Here is a 16,900-nt window from a genome sequence, read left to right as displayed (position 1 = left end):
AATAGCAATAGTAGTTTTAATGATATATACACTTATCGGGTACCTGTTTGATATTGATGTCTTAAAGATATTTGTTTTCCGAACAAATGAATATAACATTAGCATTTTTGGAGTGGTTTTATGGATTTTTACAGCTATTTTTCTTAAGTTCATTTGCAATTACTTGGCAAAGAGATAAAAGCACTGGAAACGAGATCCCAATTGTAAGGAGTTGCGATCCAATCGACTATACAATCCTCTCTAGCAAAATCCCCACTTGATTTGCCATGACCTTAGGCGGATGCGGCATTCCATTCATGATCCACCATTCCACTGTCCCTACGTAAGCCGTACCCATAAATCGAAGCATCACATCTTCATGTAAAGCTTGATTTTTTTCTTCTGTTATATTGACCTCATCTTTGAACTCATCGATAAGAAAATCAAGGAACCGACTACGGAAGGAAGGGGCACCTTTGCTCGCTAACATCGTTGAGAAGAATAAATAATTACGCTCAAAATATTCGAAAAGGACTACAGTCGCATCACTCCAATCCATTTCACATGCCCATGTGCAGATTTCGCGCATTTCATTAATATGTTCTTCTATGAGCCTATCCAGTAAATCATATTTATCCTGGTAATGAAGATAGATGGTCCCTCTGTTTACATTTGCCCTGCCGGAAATATCTTGTATGGTAATGTCATCAAAACTTTTTTCAGACATCAGCTCAATAATAGCTTTTTTAATCGCTTCTTGGGATTTAAGTATTCTTCTATCTACTTTGGACATTCTGAAAATCACCAAACTTTCTTAAATAATCAACAATTTTGTTTGTTATGTTCAAAAATCAACAAAACACGTTCATTTAACCATTGCAAACATCTCATTACTTTTTATAATAATAGACAGACGTTGATTATTCAATTATTATCGATTTACTTAAGGGAATTAAGTCTATTGTTATCCCACATGAGGAGGCAGAAACCGTGGAACGCCTGTGGACGAAGTCGTTTATCCTTATGACCGTAGGAACGCTTTTCCTATTCAACGCATTTTATATGCTGTATCCAACGCTGCCGCTATTTATTAAACAGATTGGCGGCAATGAAGCTCAGGTCGGCATGTCGATGGGCGCTTTTATGTTGACTTCCGTTATGGTTCGGCCGATCGTTGGCGGGCTGCTGGACCGTTATGGAAGGAGATCGTTTATCGTCTGTGGGCTGCTGCTCTTCATCTTGGCCATGTATTTATATAACTGGATCGGTGGAATTACCGTTTTAATGGGGCTCAGAATCTTGCACGGGATAAGCTGGGCTGTTTCTACTACTGCCATAAGCACAGCCGTAACGGATATGATCCCGTCTGCCCGACGCGGAGAAGGCATGGGGTGGTTCAGCACGTCGATGACCTTGGCTATGGCATTCGGCCCGATGGTCGGGATCTGGGTGATCCAGGGCTTGTCGTACCAGACTTTGTTTCTATTCGCACTCGTTCTCTCTGTAGTAGCACTGCTCCTAACGTTTGGAGCCAAAATGCCTTTCCGGCCGCAGACGAGCGCAAGGAGAATCGAGTTGTTTGAAAAATCGCTTCTGCCTATCTCAGCCTCTGTCTTTTTCATGTTTATCGCATATGGCGGCATTACCACCTTTGTCCCGCTGTTCACTGAATCTATTCATGTCAATTCCGGAGTGTTTTTTCTAGCCTTCGCCGCAACCCTTGCGCTGAGCCGTCCTCTTTCGGGGAAACTCTCGGATCGGTATGGGGAGATGCTAGTTATCGTTCCGGCCCTTGTCATTACGATTTTGGCTTTAGTTTGCTTAAGTTTGTCAACCGGATTGTTCGGCGTACTCACTTCAGCGGTTTTGTACGGGATCGGTTTCGGTTCTGCGCATCCAGCCTTCCAGTCGGCAACGATACGTCTTGCCCGCCCTGATCGTAAAGGAGTTGCGAATGCATCTTTAGCGACAGCCACCGACCTCGGAATCGGGTTAGGCGCGATCCTGCTAGGCTGGGTCTCTCAGTACACTAGCTACTCGTTCTTGTTCGCTGTCAGCGCAGTGACCGTCGTTATTTCCATGTTGGTGTTCATATTCATTGTGAAACGTTCGATGAAAACAAAACTGCGATTCACTTCAATAGATGGGTGAAAGAACAAGATCGGGCCAATTGAATTGCATAAATGAAATCATACCTGAATAGGAGGTTTATTAATGTGAAATACCGTACAGTAGGAAAAACGGGCATTCAAGTCTCAAGTTTATGTTTTGGGACGATGTCGTTCGGCGGAAATGCGGATGAAGAAACCGCCAAAGTGATGTTCAAGCGCTGCCGCGAAGCGGGTATTAACTTTTTCGATACGGCAAATGTTTATAGCGGGGGGCGTGCTGAAGAAATATTAGGGGAATGCTTGGCGGACTGCAGGGATGAGATGGTGCTTGCGACAAAACTATATTATCCAATGGGTACGGATATCAATGCGAAAGGGCTCTCTCGCCGTCATATTATGCTTGAAGTCGAAAACAGTTTGCGCCGTTTGAAGACCGATCGAATCGATTTTTACTTTGTGCATATGTTCGATGAGCTTACACCTATGGAAGAAACCCTCAGAGCACTTGATGATCTTCAGGCACAGGGCAAGATTCTCTATCCTGCGGTGAGCAATTGGGCTGCTTGGCAAATCGCCATGGCCTTAGGGATATCCGCCAAAGAACAACTGGCTCGCTTCGAATTGATCCAACCGATGTACAACTTGGTTAAGCGTCAAGCCGAGGTCGAAATTTTGCCTCTCGCCGCCTCTCAACAAATGGGAGTTATCTCTTACAGTCCTTTGGGAGCTGGCCTGCTTACAGGAAAATACGGCGTGAATAAACGACCGGAGCAAGGACGTTTAGTTGAAGAAAAGCGATATACGGATCGCTATGCAGATGAAATGAATTATGTCGTCGCCGAGAGGTTTCAAGCCTATGCTGCCGAGCATGGCATTCATCCTGCAACGCTTGCTGTTGCTTGGGTTATGTCCAATCCGGTCATAACGGCACCCATTATTGGAGCTAGAAATGTAGACCAGCTTGAATATTCACTTGCTGCTATCGATGTGGAGATGAATTCTGAATGGCGTAATGAAATTTCTTCAATTTCGATAACACCTGCTCCTGCAACAGACCGTGGAGAAACGCTGCTGCCGATGTGGACATGACCTCCAGTATGGATTATAGTTAAGGATTTTATAATTTTATTTAATAAAGGGGTAATAAACATTATGTGTAATACTCATGTACTAAGCGTATCAAGCGCAAAAGCACCATTTGAAAAGAAAACGATTGAGCGCAGAGAGCTGCGGCCTGACGACATTTTAATCGATATTAAGTATAGCGGGATTTGCCATTCTGATATTCACAGTGCACATGATGAATGGGGAGGGGGAATCTTTCCGATGGTTCCTGGTCATGAAATCGCTGGGGTCGTGGCAGCTGTTGGATCGGAGGTTACTAAATTCGTAGTTGGCGACCGTGTTGGCGTCGGCTGCTTCGTAGACTCCTGCGGAGAATGCGAATACTGCCTCAGCGGCGAAGAGCAATTTTGTATGAAAGGCGTTGTTTCAACTTATAATGCCTTGGACTACGATGGTCAACCAACTTACGGGGGATACAGTCAAAAAATAGTGGTAACCGAAAGGTTCGTCGTTCGTATTCCGGACGTTCTGTCTATGGATGTGGCTAGTCCTTTATTGTGTGCTGGCATCACCACATACTCACCTTTGAAACACTGGAACGCCAGCCCGGGCAAGAAGGTTGCGATTTTGGGAATGGGCGGACTTGGCCATCTTGCGATCCAATACGCTCATGCCCTGGGTGCTGAAGTTACAGTCTTGAGCCGGTCTATGAATAAGAAAAATGAAGCCATGGAATTTGGCGCAGATCATTACTTTGCAACTAGTGATCCCAATACATTTAATGAGTTGGCTGGCCGTTTTGACCTCATTTTGAACACTGTGTCTGCCAATCTTGATGTGGATGCCTATTTATCGCTGCTTCGCATAGATGGAACACTTGTCAATGTTGGTGCTCCAGGCAAGCCTGATCAATACAATGTGTTTTCCTTAATTATGGGCCGCCGCAGTATAGCCGGGTCACTCGTTGGTGGAATTCGGGAAACCCAAGAGATGCTCGACTTCTCGGCTCAACACGGCATTGTGCCTAAAATTGAGGTGATTCGTGCCGATCAAGTAGATGAAGCCTATGAGCGAGTCCTCCAAAGTGATGTGCGTTATCGATTTGTTATCGACATCTCGACCTTATAATTGGCAAGATACAAAATCCACTATTGGTAGCTAGATGAAAAGCAATCATAAGTGATTTGATTACTACTAGTTACGCAAGAGGCCTCCAGGTTGCTCCCATGGCAGCGCTGGAGGTTCTCTTCTTAATGAGGACAGTGCATCTTGATTTATACTGAAAAAGACTTACACGACATGGTTACGGAAAAGGATGCGGATAGGGGTTCAGCTCCTCCAGCGACAGCTTGTGATCGGCATATCCCAGCTGCATCGGCACCTCCAACACTCTGTTCAGGCCCGTCAATCGAGTAAGCGAGTGTCCGAACGTCATCGGCAGCATTCCTGGTATCAGCACTTTGAAGCAGTACAGCTCGTTGCGGAGCGTCTCGCTTGTTGACTGGTCGACTACGACGACATCCAGCTGCAAGCTGCGAAACACCTCAAGAACCTGCTTCAGATCATCCGCTAAATCGTCATTCGCCGCTACAGAGCCGAATTCTTCGTCAAAAGTCCGTAGAGGACGCTGTTCGTCCAGCAAAAATCCGAGTCGTTCCTCCGCTTGAGGCAAACTATAGAGCAAGGAATGATCCTCCATAAATTGCACCAGGAAAGGATCATGAAACATAGCTTCAGCATCATCTCGGCGTTCTTTCCAGATTGACTCAACCCTAGTGATCGTCCCAGCCAGCTCATACACTGCGCTCTTGGCCGCACGGATAGGATCCAGATGGGCTCCTGCAGCGCAAACGAGATTCAGTGCTTGATTCGGGCTTCCCTTAGCTATAGCCCAGATGCTTGGAATGCCGTTTTCCATCGTCGTATTGTACAGCAGCACCTCATACCCCGTTACAGCTCTTAAACGTTCGATCATCGTCATCAGTTCCTTGTCTCCTGACGAACGATAATCGAGCCGTGGAACGGGTAATTTGGCATACCAGGTCATCAGGAACGAATCGCGCTCAACAACTTCCAAAATGCCGTATAAAATTGCTTCCTCCCGACTCCCGCCTAATGCACAACCGTTAGAAGTCTCATAAACAAAGCCTCCACCATAGCCCAGGCTATAATAAGCCAGCAGCTCGGGGACCAGAATCGGACGTTCCTGCAGCAATGAATATCCCCACACCCAAGGAATATCGGCATCAGGATCGAACGGTAAATAGGGAAAATCCGGCTGCTCCATGTGCTCCTGCGCGTGGAGCCCCACCTTCAACGGATCCAAGGCATCATCCTTCAAGTTAATGAAGCTGTCATGCACAACCGTTCGTTTACCCCGCGGAGCGAACCCGCAATATCGCTCCAAACCTTCGAGGATGGCAGCCAGCTCGCTGTCAGCGAACGAATGCGAATGCCCTCCTGTCAATTCATTCAACATGGGCAAAGGAAGATTCACAACCACGCAGGCAAAGGTGGACAGGAAGTCCTGCACCCTGTCGTTGAAGAGTCCGGTTTGTCTATCCCAGTAATCCTTAACCAGAACCTTCTGCAAATCATTCATCGAGCGGCTGCGGTAATTGTCCCGGTTGAGCTTCCTGCGAGCTTCTAGTGTTATCTGGGCTGCTTCCTTCGAATCCTCCGGACATTGGCCGCAAACCGGACAAGATTGGTCAGGTAGGATATAGTGAATTGTGGTATTCAGGTCAATCAGGTCAACTAAATAGATGTGGCTTTTGGAATGCGGTTTATCGCCTTGCAGCACCTTGGCTGCTTCTGATGAGACCAAGTATGCGATATGTCGTAACGCCAAAGGAGATACCTCTGGAACCGGTGTAGGGAGAGAATCGGCGGAGATGAGTCTCATGATCAGATCGTCCATATCCTCCTTGGTTTCCCTCGCCATGGAGCGTCTATTTTCCGCACATTGGGAACAGCCAGCAGTCCCGGGACGGACTAGCGGCCCAATAACTCCTTCTCCATCGGACACAAAGCAGCGCAGCCAAGGGATGCCAAGCGGCTGCAGCACCTCCTCTGCTTGGAGATGAGCAGAGGAGTTCCCTCCCAACACCAATACTAGCCCCGCAGGAGGTAAATTGTCACCGAGTGCGGATCTGCGCACTATCGGGAATCCTGACAAATACTTGCACACTGTATCTGCCAACAGTCCCTCTCCGATAATAACGACGGTATTCATAGAGATGCCTCCTCACCGAGCAGTACGCCAACGACTTCAAGCGGCCCTTTTTCCAGAAAGGGCTCGCACCGCATGTCGAAGAACTCCAGCCGTTTATGATGCTGCTTCAAGGTCTTTACCGCTGAGAGCATTCTAGATGCGTGACCTATGGAAGCTGCAGAAGAAACGGCAATGCGTTGCGGCTTATCGTCGCTCCATATCATGGCACCAACCGCGGCGATTTCCGTTTTCATCAAGGCATTTTGCAGCGATCGGCGAAGCGCTAAGGTCATATCAAGGCCTACGCAGCCATACCAGGAATTATCCGAGAGAACCCACACGACCGGAAATCCGAGCAGCGGCTCTCCGGATGCAATGAGAATCTCGCCCTCCATAATATTCAGAGCTTGCAAATAATACCGGCAGTGAACATCTTCAATTCGGACCATTTCCATGCGAGAGAGAACCCTATCATGATGGAGGGTCCGTCTGTTCAGCTCTTTGGTCAAACAAGCTATCAGCCCGCGCCCAGCCGCTTCGGCAAACGTGAATCCTGCTCCGATGCTGATGTCCTTCTGCTGGCTCGAGGATAGCCGAGGTATCCAGAGCGGGGCCATGCGAGCGGCATAGGATTCTATTCCTGCAAGCCCGGACTCCCGCCGGGCCTCTACATGCGTCAGAGCACTGCAAATGATGGTCGGCAAAAGCTGCGCAAAGCCTGCGGATAGCGGGTCTACGGGCTGCACGAGACATTGTGCCAGCGGAAACTGCTTCAATGCTCCTTCCTCCCAAACATGGAAAATGCCCGACACCTTGGAGGTCAGTCCGTTGAACCAAGAAAACCATTGCTCCGCATCAGGCTCCTGATCTGATTCAAGGGTTCGCTCCAGCTCCGGCGCCATGTGGACCGCTTCGTGACCCGATAAGAAAGGATGCGGAAGAACCGGATGCCAGCTTCCCTCCAGCGTGAGCGGATTCAAGATATAACAATGATTATTGCTATTTGGCTCGCTGTCTCCAGCATGCCACTTGTACCATTCATATACGATAAGATTGGATAAGAGGGTAGCGGTCATCCCATAGAAAGGGTATGATTCCCATCCCGGGGGGAGTACGGACGCGTGAATGCGCCGCCAAGCACTCTTCCCACAGCAGTCTCCGTCCGGGTGCAGCAGCGGCCCGGCGATGCCTATTCCTCGTAGATCCATTACAGGGAGCAGCGGCTTCTTTTCTGCTAAGCAGGCGCTCTGAAGCTTCTCCAGCTTCTCCAGCTTCTCCAGCTTCTCAAGTTCCTTCAGGTCGTCATGCTGAGCAGCATACAGAATAAAGGAGAACGGCCTAATCGCAGCGTTCCAATTCACTTCGCCGCCCTCCGCTTCGGCAAGGATAATATCCAGAGATGTTTCCGGATTGCTCGGAAGCGCCTGTTCCCAGGCCGCCTTAAGCTGCTCCGCTTCTGCAAGCGATGTGTTGATTGCCAATATGGAGAGCTTCGATAAACGCGATTCATACCATGCTTTAACCAGCTCGACCAAGATGGTTCCGGAACCGACTGCCAGTACCTCTTCACCTTGAGATGACATTTGTATTACCTCCATCCATGACATGACACGGTTTGAGAAACGCTCGCGGTCATGCCGTTATCCCCAGACCCTAAATCTACTGTAAAAATATGTCGCAGCCCTTTGTTTTATTACGTAATCGAGACAAGGTTTCATTTTAATCTTCAGCAGCAAGTCCGTGGCGCAGCTGATTACTATCTAGATGGAGAGTCCTATTACAAATGAAGACGCAGCAATTTTTGCGAATTTAGTATATGAAAGGGGTAGGAGGTTTGTAACGACGGATGATCCCTGATATTCAAACAATTTTTGACTTGGCCCAATCCATGATCGGCACAAACACATACAATACCTTAGAACCGGGAGGGAGGATGTCACAATGGGATTAGGAGTAGCAGGTAGTTGCAGTTGTGCAGGTGTGTTTACTTCTACGGGTGTTATTCTCGTACTTTTCATTCTGCTTGTCATTGTTACTCGTGGATTTATCTACTAATTGGTATACACTAACGCCCGGCCGCTAAACAGCCCGGGCGTTTTTTAGCATTGACAAGCTCTTGCTGGATAAGAATCTCGTGTGGTACATCCGGGCATGTATCGGGACATGCTGAAAGGAATGACGAAGTAAAATGTTAATAAAACCGTCAGGAAGCTTTCCTGACGGTTTTTTATTAAACAAATGAATTATACGCTTTGTGAATAGAATCACACATAATAACAAGTATTACGACAATTAGAGCATTCGTTACGCGGGGGACGAATGCTATGCTAAATGATGTCTCAATCATAACCTGAATCCGATATGCATAGCCCATTTGCGACTTATCCATTCCACCTCATCGACAGCGTTCATTTTGCAAAGGTAGAGTATGGACTAGAACATCTTAGAGTCATTTATTTATGAGCGCCAGCAGGAATTTGGACTGTAGAGCTGGAGTGGAATTCGAAACATGGAACAGATTGCACACGACAGTACATAGTTACGAAAGAAGTGACGGACGAAGGTGGCATCCTTCATTGAGAGTCGGCGGTGGGAGCCGGTCGTCGAATCCGCTTGAGCTACCGTGGAGATGCCGAACAAATGTATTCAAATGAGGGAGGGAGCGACAAGTGAGCGATAAGCCGAATATCGTTATCATTATGGCTGACCAGCTCCGGTGGGATACACTAGGCGATCATACACCGAACATCAATCAATTGAAAACAGAGAGTGTCGTGTTTGACCGGGCTTACTGTGCATCGCCTCTATGTGTTCCTGCCAGGGGAGCTTTTTTTACCGGTAAATATCCTAACATAACGGGCTAGCTGATCAACCCATGGACAGAGCAAGAGAACCAGCATGGCATGGTTCGCCCGGGACATACGAACTTGTATGAGCTGCTCGAGGATCACTGGGACAGCTGGCATACCGGCAAGCAGCACCTGTACACCGAACCTAAGCTGGAGCACAGTGATAACAACACAACCCATTGGCTGCAGCTGGAAAAGCGGTATGAAGCGTTTTTGAAGACGAACGGGAAGAATAAACCGGGAGGACCGGCATTTCAAGGACCCGTGCGAGAGCTAGCCTTCGGTAAAATAACGCGGATGCGCAAATATTCGATTCCAACGATTGGACGTTATGAGGAGGAGCTTGACTATTTCTTCGACGGGTTCATTCTCAACGATTCTTTGGAGGCGCTTCGCAATAGAGACCGAAATAAGCCATTTGCGCTTAATGCCATGTTTCTTGCACCGCATCCACCTCTTGAAATTCCGGAGCCGTGGTATTCGATGATCCAGCAGGTGAAGCTGCCGGATAATGTCGGTAGGTGGGCCGACAAACAATCGCCGCTCCAGCTGTACAATTTGACAGGAATGCTGGGGACGTCTTATAACCGCGAAGAGTGGGAACGCATATGGAAAGCGAATATCTCGATATCGAGACACCTGAAGGTGTGTCGGGTCTGTCCTTAATGCCGCTGATACGTGGAGAACAGTAACGACTCGAGCGCGATCGGATCTTCATCCAGTTCGATGGCAACGGGGCGCGGAGCAACTTCCAACGATGCGTGATCTATGGAGATTTTAAGCTCATCGTGGACATATTCAAGGATGAAATGTTCATAGAGCTTTACGATGTAAAGAATGACTCGCAGGAAATGACTAATTTGGCATTTCAGTCGGATGAGCATGGCAGCCGGATCGAAAGGATGTTGGACTGCCTAAGGCAATACATGCAAAATACGAACGATCTGCTTAAATTGCCAGACGACTTGTATGACCGCTTTTTGGGAGATTACGGGCAATTTAAAATATAAAGTCGAGTGGTATTGTAACGCAGCAGGACTAACAACTCAACCTAAGGAGAGAACGAAAAATGTGCGCAGAACGAAATGAACTATGGATTGACGAGGCATGGAACAAAGTAATTTCAAAAATCGAACAAACGAGCCGGACGATCGGAGCTGGATTTCCGCATGTATCCAAAGAAGGTAAATACGATAATACGGATCCAAGTTTCTGGACATCCGGCTTTTGGCCGGGGCTCTTGTGGCTGATGTACCGAGATTCGGGTAACGAGGAGCTGAAGAGGATAGCTGAGGCTTGCGAGAGCAAAATGGATCTATGCATTGATGAATATATGAATCTGCATCATGATGTCGGCTTTATGTGGAGCCTAACCTCTGTGGCTAATTATAAACTGACAGGAAGCAAAGAGTCTAAGCTGCGTGCTTTGAAGGTGGCAGCATGGCTCGCGAGCCGATTCAATATCCGAGGCAATTTCATCCGTGCATGGAATCAAAGCAATTGGAAAAGCGAGAACGGCAATACCGGATGGGCAATCATCGATTGCACGATGAACCTGAGTTTGCTGTTCTGGGCTTCTGAGGAAATAAAAGACCCGCGGTTCAAGCATATTGCAGTGGAGCATGCCAACACCGTACTGCGTGAATTTATCCGTGAAGACGGCTCCGTCTACCACATCGTACAATTCGATCCGGAGACAGGCGAACGCGTCGGAGCATTGGGTGGTCAAGGGTTTGCGCCAGAATCGGCGTGGGCGAGAGGAGCAGCATGGGCGCTGTATGGCTTGGCGCTTTGCTATCAGTATACAAAGGACGATAAGTATCTGCAGGGGAGCAAGAAAGTGGCCCACTTTTTCCTGGCCAATTTGCCAGAAGACCTTGTTCCTTACTGGGACTTCCGCTTGACGACTAACGATAATGCTCCCAGAGATTCCTCAGCCTCAGCGATTGCGGCGAGCGGTCTGCTGCTGCTCGGGGAGCTGCTGCCTGCGGAAGAAGGTCGATTGTACGAAACTGCGGCTAAGCGCATTCTGAAGTCGATGACGGATCATTACGCGATCTGGAATGCAAGCGACGAAGCCATACTACCCCACGGTACGGGCCATTGGCCTGCTAACAAAAATATCGATGTTGGATTGATCTATGGCGATTATTATTTCGTGGAAGCTTTGGCTAAACTGCGTGGACAAACAGAGCTATTCTGGTAATGAAGTAATGTCAAGCTACGTTCCGAAGCTCTTCTACACCGCCATGATAGTGGATGAATTGATAACGCTTTCTAATGCAAGGGAACGCTTACATACAGGTACTAACGAAGGAGGATCTGGATATGCAAAATAAAATCGGTTATATCTCATTCACGCTTGCTTTATCGGTGGCAGTGTTTGCCGGCTGTAATTCCGCCCCTCTTGGCGAAGAAGATATCAAGCAACAGCAGCAGCCCGTTACGTTGAAATTTTATACGGGGGACAAGGATTATGAAAACAGGTTTAAAAATGAAATTGCTGACAAGGTGAAGGCAAAGTATCCGTATATATCCTTTGAATTCCAAGGGGCTGACAAAGGCAAGGAAATTAAGGACCTCGTACTCGCAGGAGATAGTCCGGACCTGTATTATCAGGGCTTATCTGCACTGGATAACAGTCTTGTGAATTTGAATTTGCAATACGACCTGTCTGATATGATCAAAAAAACAGGCTTCAATCTTAACCGGATAGACCCAGCATATTTGGACATTATACGCAGCGCATCGCAGAGTTATGGAGGCACTTATTTTGGTCTGCCTGTCACCACGTTTACCCCGGTGTTGTACTACAACAAGGACATTTTTGACAAATTCGGACTTCCTTATCCAAAAGACGGAATGACTTGGGATGAGGCTTATGATTTGTCTGTCAAGCTGACGAAAGTGGTTGACGGTGTTCAGTATAAGGGAATGACGATGAATTTCCAGTATTTATTTGATAATAATCAGCTTGCAGCTCCTTATTTACATCCTAAGGAAGATCGGGCAGCGGTCAACACGGATGAGTGGCGATCCATTTTTACGACACTTGGCAGGTTTTATCAGCTTCCGCTGGACAAACCGCTTGATGAGCGGAGCCGGGTCAAAGAGGTGAATGATTTCACCAAGGAACGGATCTCCGCTATGCATGCAGACGTAACCGCAGCAATCGATAGCTTCCCGTCCGATTTCGTCAACTGGGATATGGTTTCACTACCCACGATGACTGAGGCTAAAGCCACTAACGCGCAGCTGAATCCCCGGTTTTACTACATCATGAGCTCCAGCAAATACAAGGAAGATGCGTTCAAGGTTATCGATTTCATTCTGTCTTACGAAATGCAACTGGCGGCAAGTAAAGCTGGAAAGGTAACGGTGCTTAACAATGAAGATGTGAAGAAAGCATACGGTCAGGATTTTGCGATGCTGAAAGGGAAAAACACAGGTGCACTCTATATCAACAAACCGGTAAAGCCGGCTCCTTCCCGCGATTCCAAGCTGACGACAGTTCCAACGGCAAGCATTGCGAGTAAGGTTTTCAATGAGTTCATCAAAGGAACGAAGGACATTAATACGACGTTGCGCGATTTCGACGAGTCACTCAACAGAGCCATCAAAGAGGCGAAAACAAAATAAATGAAATCATTTTGGACACGTCGCCTGCCCATTTAAAAAACGAGCTAATCCGTGAGTTAAAATAACCTGGATTCATGCTTGCACAAGTTCATCCAGGCCCTCATGACTGACTACAAACTGCGCCAGGAAGCAAACTTCCTATTAAATTGTCGTGGGCTTTCGCCTGTATGCTTCTTGAAAAATTTCGAGAATGAAAATAAATCGTTAAATCCGAGATCGGCGGCGATTTCGGAAATGCTTTGTTCTTTGTAACGCAGCAATTCCTCTATCTTTTGGATACGGACATGGTCGATATAAGATTTTAGGTTCTCACCGGTAATTTCCTTGAACTTCTTTGATAAATGACTGCGTGTATACGATAGCTCTTCAGCAAGCTCGTTGATCGTGATTGCTCTTCCGTTGCGCTTATTTACCTTTTCCATAATAAGCTTCACTAACAACTCGGAGGAATCGTCTGTTTTATGGAATTCGTCGGACTGAACGTAATGAAGCATCGTTTCAAGAAAACCACTAATAAATGTTTTCTCGAAGCTCCTGTAAGGGGATTCATGAATTACCGTCTTGAAAGAGGAGACTAGTCTGCTTGTAAACTGGTTGCCGTGAATAATTCCTCCCCATACAGGAAAGCCATCATCTTCCCGTTCGAACTTTAAGGTAAGCCAGGAGACGCCTTGCTTATTATATGTAAATCCATGCTCCCAGCCTGGTGGAACCAGCAGCATATCACCCATTTCCAGAGAAAGTTCCTCTCCGAGCATTCTGCTTTGCATAACGCCATGAGTAACAATCTCCAGCTGCCAATACTCATGCGTATGCAGTTCCCTAATAGATTGATACGTTCGAGAGCCGAAATAAACGGAAAGTACTTTGGATTTCATAGACATCCTCCTAGAAGTGAGAAGCAAATTCAGTTAAATCACACATATTTACAAGTAATGCGATTATTCGGACATTCGTTTCCTGAAATGTACATGGTAAGTTAAAGGTATTATAAAACATTAAAGTCCTCGCTAACAAGGCGATAAAGTCAGGAATTTTAAAGGAGGAAAAGACGATAGCGGAATGAAGGTGGCAGATGCTTCTAACCCGCATTTGGTTAAGGACCATTCGATGATGGAGGTAAACGTACTGCATTATCCGTATTTCGCAACAGCAGCTAGTGAATAGATTACGATTGTCCGAGTATTCATTTGAACAAGTACAATTATCATTAATTCATACTGGGGGAAATAAGAATGAGCTACCAATTATCAGAGAATCTTGAATATAAGAACAATAAGGCCGGACCTGTAACCGTCGTCATCGTTGGAGCCGGTCACCGCAGCCTTATATACGCCTCATACGCCAAGCAGCATCCTGAACAAATGAAAATTGTCGGGGTCGTTGATCCGGATGGTGAACGTAGATCTCTAACCAAGGAGAGATTTGAATTATCAGAAGGATGCTGTTTTGCTGATATCGAGGAATTTATAAGTAAGCCTAAGATGGCGGATGCTGTGATTAACGGTACCATGGATCATTTGCATGTATCCACTTCGATTCCTTTGCTTAGGGCTGGATATGACATTATGTTGGAGAAGCCGATTGGTATTAACGAGGATGAAGTCCTGAGTCTGTATAAAGAAGCGCAACGCTGTGGCAGAAAAGTAATGATTTGTCACGTGCTTCGATATGCGCCATTCTACGAATCGATTCGTCAAAAAATAGCCGATGGAGTCATTGGTGATATTGTCAGTTTAACCTCATCCGAAAACGTCACATATCACCACATGGCGATGGCTTATGTCAGAGGAAAATGGGGGCGTCTGGATAAAAGCGGTTCCTCTATGCTCATGGCTAAAAGCTGCCACGACTTGGACGTATTGGCATGGATGAAAGGAGATGTCCAGCCGGTGAAAGTAAGCAGCTTCGGAAGTTTGTCGCAATTCCGACCTGAGAAAGCGCCTTTAGGGGCAGGTACCCGATGTCTGGTCGATTGCGCAATTGAGGACACTTGCCCCTATTCCGCTCGTAAAAACTACATTGAGCAGCGATTGTGGAAGGCTTATGTAACCTACAATACGCATTTGGGTGTTACGATGAGCGACGAGGAATTGGCGGAATCGCTTCGACAGGATAGCCCATACGGTCGCTGTGTTTGGCATTGCGATAACGACGTGGTTGATCATCAAACGGTAATTATAGAGTTCGCAGATGGCAGTACAGCAACACATGTAATGACCGGTGGTGTTTCTAAACCATGTCGTTCCATCCATATTGTAGGGACAAAAGGCGAAATTCAGGGAGAGATGGAGGAAGGAAGTTATGTCATACGACGTCCCGATGCACGCAAAGGCCACATCTATTCTGAACAACAGATCGAGCTTGGGGTATCAAAGGATATGCATGGCGGAGGTGACTTGCTTCTTGTCGCCGATTTCGTCAAGGTTTTGAAGGGTGCAGTACCATCGATTTCCTCCACATCTCTGGAGAAGTCGCTCTACGGGCACTTGATCGGATTTGCAGCCGATCAGTCGCGACTTGAACAAAGAACCGTAGAACTCCAGCTAGTATAAATCATTCTAATAGACTGCTTTGGAGGGGAGATGGATATGAGAAACGAACACCCTAATCTCATTATTATAATGGCGGATCAATTAAGGCTGGATGCCATCGGCAGCTATACCCCGAACATAAATCAATTGAAAGAAAAAAGCATTGTATTTGAAAGAGCTTACTGTGCCTCTCCTATCTGCGTACCTGCACGCGGGGCATTCTTTACCGGCAAATATCCTAACGAAACCGGCTGTTTAATCAATCGTGGTGAGGAAACCCATTCCAAGGTAAGCCCCGAGCATCCCCATCTATATGGGCTCATGGAGGATATGTGGGACAGCTGGCATACAGGGAAACAGCATTTACAAATGGCATCAGGCTTGGATAAATCCCCTGACAGCAAAACCAACTGGAGGAAACTTGAGGGCAGATATGAAGCGTTCTTAAAGGAAAGTAACAAGGTTAAACCGGGTGGACCGAACTATAGGGGAATTGTGCCTGAGATGGCAAATGGAACGATTACGCGTCCAAAAGCCTATTCGATACCAACAGTTGGCCGTTACGAAGAGGAGTCAGATTACTTTATCGACGAGTTTATAGCGAGAGACTCCGTTGAAGCTATTAGAAAGAGGGATCGGACCAAACCGTTTCTTCTCAACGCAATGTTTCACGCCCCTCACCCACCTTTGAATATTCCTGACCCTTGGTTCTCCAAGGTCGATGAGGTGGAACTGCCAGTGAACGTAGGGGAATGGTGCAGTAATCAGTCTCCACTTCAATTGTATAACTTGACCGGTGCGATTGGAGCACGATACTCAAGGGAAGAATGGAAGCAGACTTGGAAGGTCTATCTGGGCTTAGTATCGCTGCTTGATCATTGTGTCTGCAAAATTATTGATGAGTTGAAACGAGAAGATATGTACGATAATAGCCTAATTATTTTTACAAGTGATCACGGAGAGATGCTGGGTTCACATGGATTATGGCAAAAAATGTGTATGTATGAAGAATCCGTTCGCACGCCGCTTTTTATGAAGTTTCCTGTTGATTTTAAACCCTCCGTAGCTTCTTGTAACACGCTGGTAAGCAGTATCGATGTGCTGCCGACCATTTGCGATTATATGCAGATCCAGCATAAGTCTCCCATGTCCGGCCGATCACTCATGCCATTAATTGCTGGTAGTACATTAGGACGCGAGAGAATCTTTATTCAATATGACGGCAATGGGGGAAGAGGCAACTTCCAAAGATGTATCGTCGATGGCGACTATAAGCTAATCATCGATATGTTTAAGGATGAGACATTTGTCGAGCTGTATAACGTAATCAGCGACCCACAAGAGAGAGAAAATCTTGCTTTCCAAGATCATACTCACCGGACACGCATAGAACAGATGTTGATTCATCTGCAGGAACATATGCAGGTTACGAACGATTTGCTGGAATTGCCAGAGATCCTCTATGACAAGTTTCTTAAAGACTACACCGAGTTCAAAGCATGAGATAAT

At 46.7% G+C, this 16,900-nt stretch carries 15 protein-coding genes; 11 read left to right on the top strand and 4 right to left on the bottom strand.

All coding sequences use genetic code 11. The features are described from left to right. Positions 1 to 226: 226 nt before the first annotated feature. Positions 227 to 772 (bottom strand): TetR/AcrR family transcriptional regulator, encoded by a 546-nt coding sequence (locus QMA13_RS23030; protein ID WP_282936077.1) that lies wholly within the window; start codon positions 770 to 772, stop codon positions 227 to 229. Positions 773 to 969: 197 nt separating this feature from the next. On the opposite strand from QMA13_RS23030, the gene QMA13_RS23025 reads away from it, so the two are divergent. The 3 genes from QMA13_RS23025 to QMA13_RS23015 all read left to right on the top strand — a co-directional run bounded on the left by QMA13_RS23025 (position 970) and on the right by QMA13_RS23015 (position 4,283). Then, complete coding sequence (locus QMA13_RS23025; RefSeq protein ID WP_282936076.1) at positions 970 to 2,130, top strand: MFS transporter; 1,161 nt, start codon at positions 970 to 972, stop codon at positions 2,128 to 2,130. Between the two features lie 65 nt (positions 2,131 to 2,195). Continuing rightward, positions 2,196 to 3,179 carry an aldo/keto reductase gene (locus QMA13_RS23020; protein WP_282936075.1) on the top strand — a complete coding sequence of 328 codons (984 nt, stop codon included), beginning with the start codon at positions 2,196 to 2,198 and terminating at the stop codon, positions 3,177 to 3,179. Between the two features lie 63 nt (positions 3,180 to 3,242). Continuing rightward, entirely contained in the window at positions 3,243 to 4,283 is a 1,041-nt protein-coding gene (locus QMA13_RS23015; protein ID WP_282936074.1) for an NAD(P)-dependent alcohol dehydrogenase, read from the top strand. Positions 4,284 to 4,458: 175 nt separating this feature from the next. Here QMA13_RS23015 and QMA13_RS23010 read toward each other — a convergent pair whose 3' ends face one another. Both QMA13_RS23010 and QMA13_RS23005 read right to left on the bottom strand, forming a co-directional pair. Then, positions 4,459 to 6,390, bottom strand: coding sequence for a TOMM precursor leader peptide-binding protein (locus tag QMA13_RS23010; RefSeq protein WP_282936073.1), 1,932 nt, complete (start codon positions 6,388 to 6,390; stop codon positions 4,459 to 4,461). Next, on the bottom strand, positions 6,387 to 7,952 hold the full coding sequence (locus QMA13_RS23005) for a hypothetical protein (protein WP_282936072.1): 1,566 nt from the start codon (positions 7,950 to 7,952) through the stop codon (positions 6,387 to 6,389). The genes QMA13_RS23010 and QMA13_RS23005 overlap by 4 nt, the downstream gene beginning before the upstream one ends. Before the next feature lie 358 nt (positions 7,953 to 8,310). On the opposite strand from QMA13_RS23005, the gene QMA13_RS23000 reads away from it, so the two are divergent. From QMA13_RS23000 to QMA13_RS22975, 6 genes are all read left to right on the top strand, one after another. Then, positions 8,311 to 8,424 (top strand): YjcZ family sporulation protein, encoded by a 114-nt coding sequence (locus tag QMA13_RS23000; protein ID WP_282936071.1) that lies wholly within the window; start codon positions 8,311 to 8,313, stop codon positions 8,422 to 8,424. A gap of 614 nt (positions 8,425 to 9,038) precedes the next feature. Further along, entirely contained in the window at positions 9,039 to 9,233 is a 195-nt protein-coding gene (locus tag QMA13_RS22995; RefSeq protein WP_282936070.1) for a sulfatase-like hydrolase/transferase, read from the top strand. Positions 9,234 to 9,272: 39 nt separating this feature from the next. Continuing rightward, complete coding sequence (locus QMA13_RS22990; protein ID WP_282936069.1) at positions 9,273 to 9,884, top strand: hypothetical protein; 612 nt, start codon at positions 9,273 to 9,275, stop codon at positions 9,882 to 9,884. Between the two features lie 95 nt (positions 9,885 to 9,979). Then, positions 9,980 to 10,228, top strand: a complete 249-nt coding sequence (locus QMA13_RS22985) for a hypothetical protein (protein ID WP_282936068.1) — start codon at positions 9,980 to 9,982, stop codon at positions 10,226 to 10,228. Positions 10,229 to 10,287: 59 nt separating this feature from the next. Continuing rightward, the gene (locus tag QMA13_RS22980) at positions 10,288 to 11,424 is read left to right on the top strand and encodes a glycoside hydrolase family 88 protein (RefSeq protein WP_282936067.1); all 1,137 of its coding nucleotides are present in this window, start codon (positions 10,288 to 10,290) and stop codon (positions 11,422 to 11,424) included. Between the two features lie 122 nt (positions 11,425 to 11,546). Next, positions 11,547 to 12,857: an ABC transporter substrate-binding protein gene (locus tag QMA13_RS22975; RefSeq protein ID WP_282936066.1), complete on the top strand. Its 1,311-nt coding sequence runs from the start codon at positions 11,547 to 11,549 to the stop codon at positions 12,855 to 12,857. A 110-nt stretch (positions 12,858 to 12,967) separates the two neighbouring features. Here QMA13_RS22975 and QMA13_RS22970 read toward each other — a convergent pair whose 3' ends face one another. Further along, the gene (locus tag QMA13_RS22970) at positions 12,968 to 13,735 is read right to left on the bottom strand and encodes a helix-turn-helix domain-containing protein (protein ID WP_282936065.1); all 768 of its coding nucleotides are present in this window, start codon (positions 13,733 to 13,735) and stop codon (positions 12,968 to 12,970) included. Positions 13,736 to 14,092: 357 nt separating this feature from the next. On the opposite strand from QMA13_RS22970, the gene QMA13_RS22965 reads away from it, so the two are divergent. Together QMA13_RS22965 and QMA13_RS22960 are read left to right on the top strand one after the other, a co-directional pair. Continuing rightward, positions 14,093 to 15,412: a Gfo/Idh/MocA family protein gene (locus tag QMA13_RS22965; protein WP_282936064.1), complete on the top strand. Its 1,320-nt coding sequence runs from the start codon at positions 14,093 to 14,095 to the stop codon at positions 15,410 to 15,412. Between the two features lie 36 nt (positions 15,413 to 15,448). After that, the gene (locus tag QMA13_RS22960; RefSeq protein WP_282936063.1) at positions 15,449 to 16,894 is read left to right on the top strand and encodes a sulfatase family protein; all 1,446 of its coding nucleotides are present in this window, start codon (positions 15,449 to 15,451) and stop codon (positions 16,892 to 16,894) included. Positions 16,895 to 16,900 lie beyond the last annotated feature (6 nt).

Source organism: Paenibacillus sp. RC67, assembly GCF_030020805.1.
GTDB lineage: Bacteria > Bacillota > Bacilli > Paenibacillales > NBRC-103111 > Paenibacillus_S.
The sequence above is the reverse complement of the archived record's forward strand: the minus strand, read 5'-3'. Positions and strand labels throughout refer to the sequence as shown.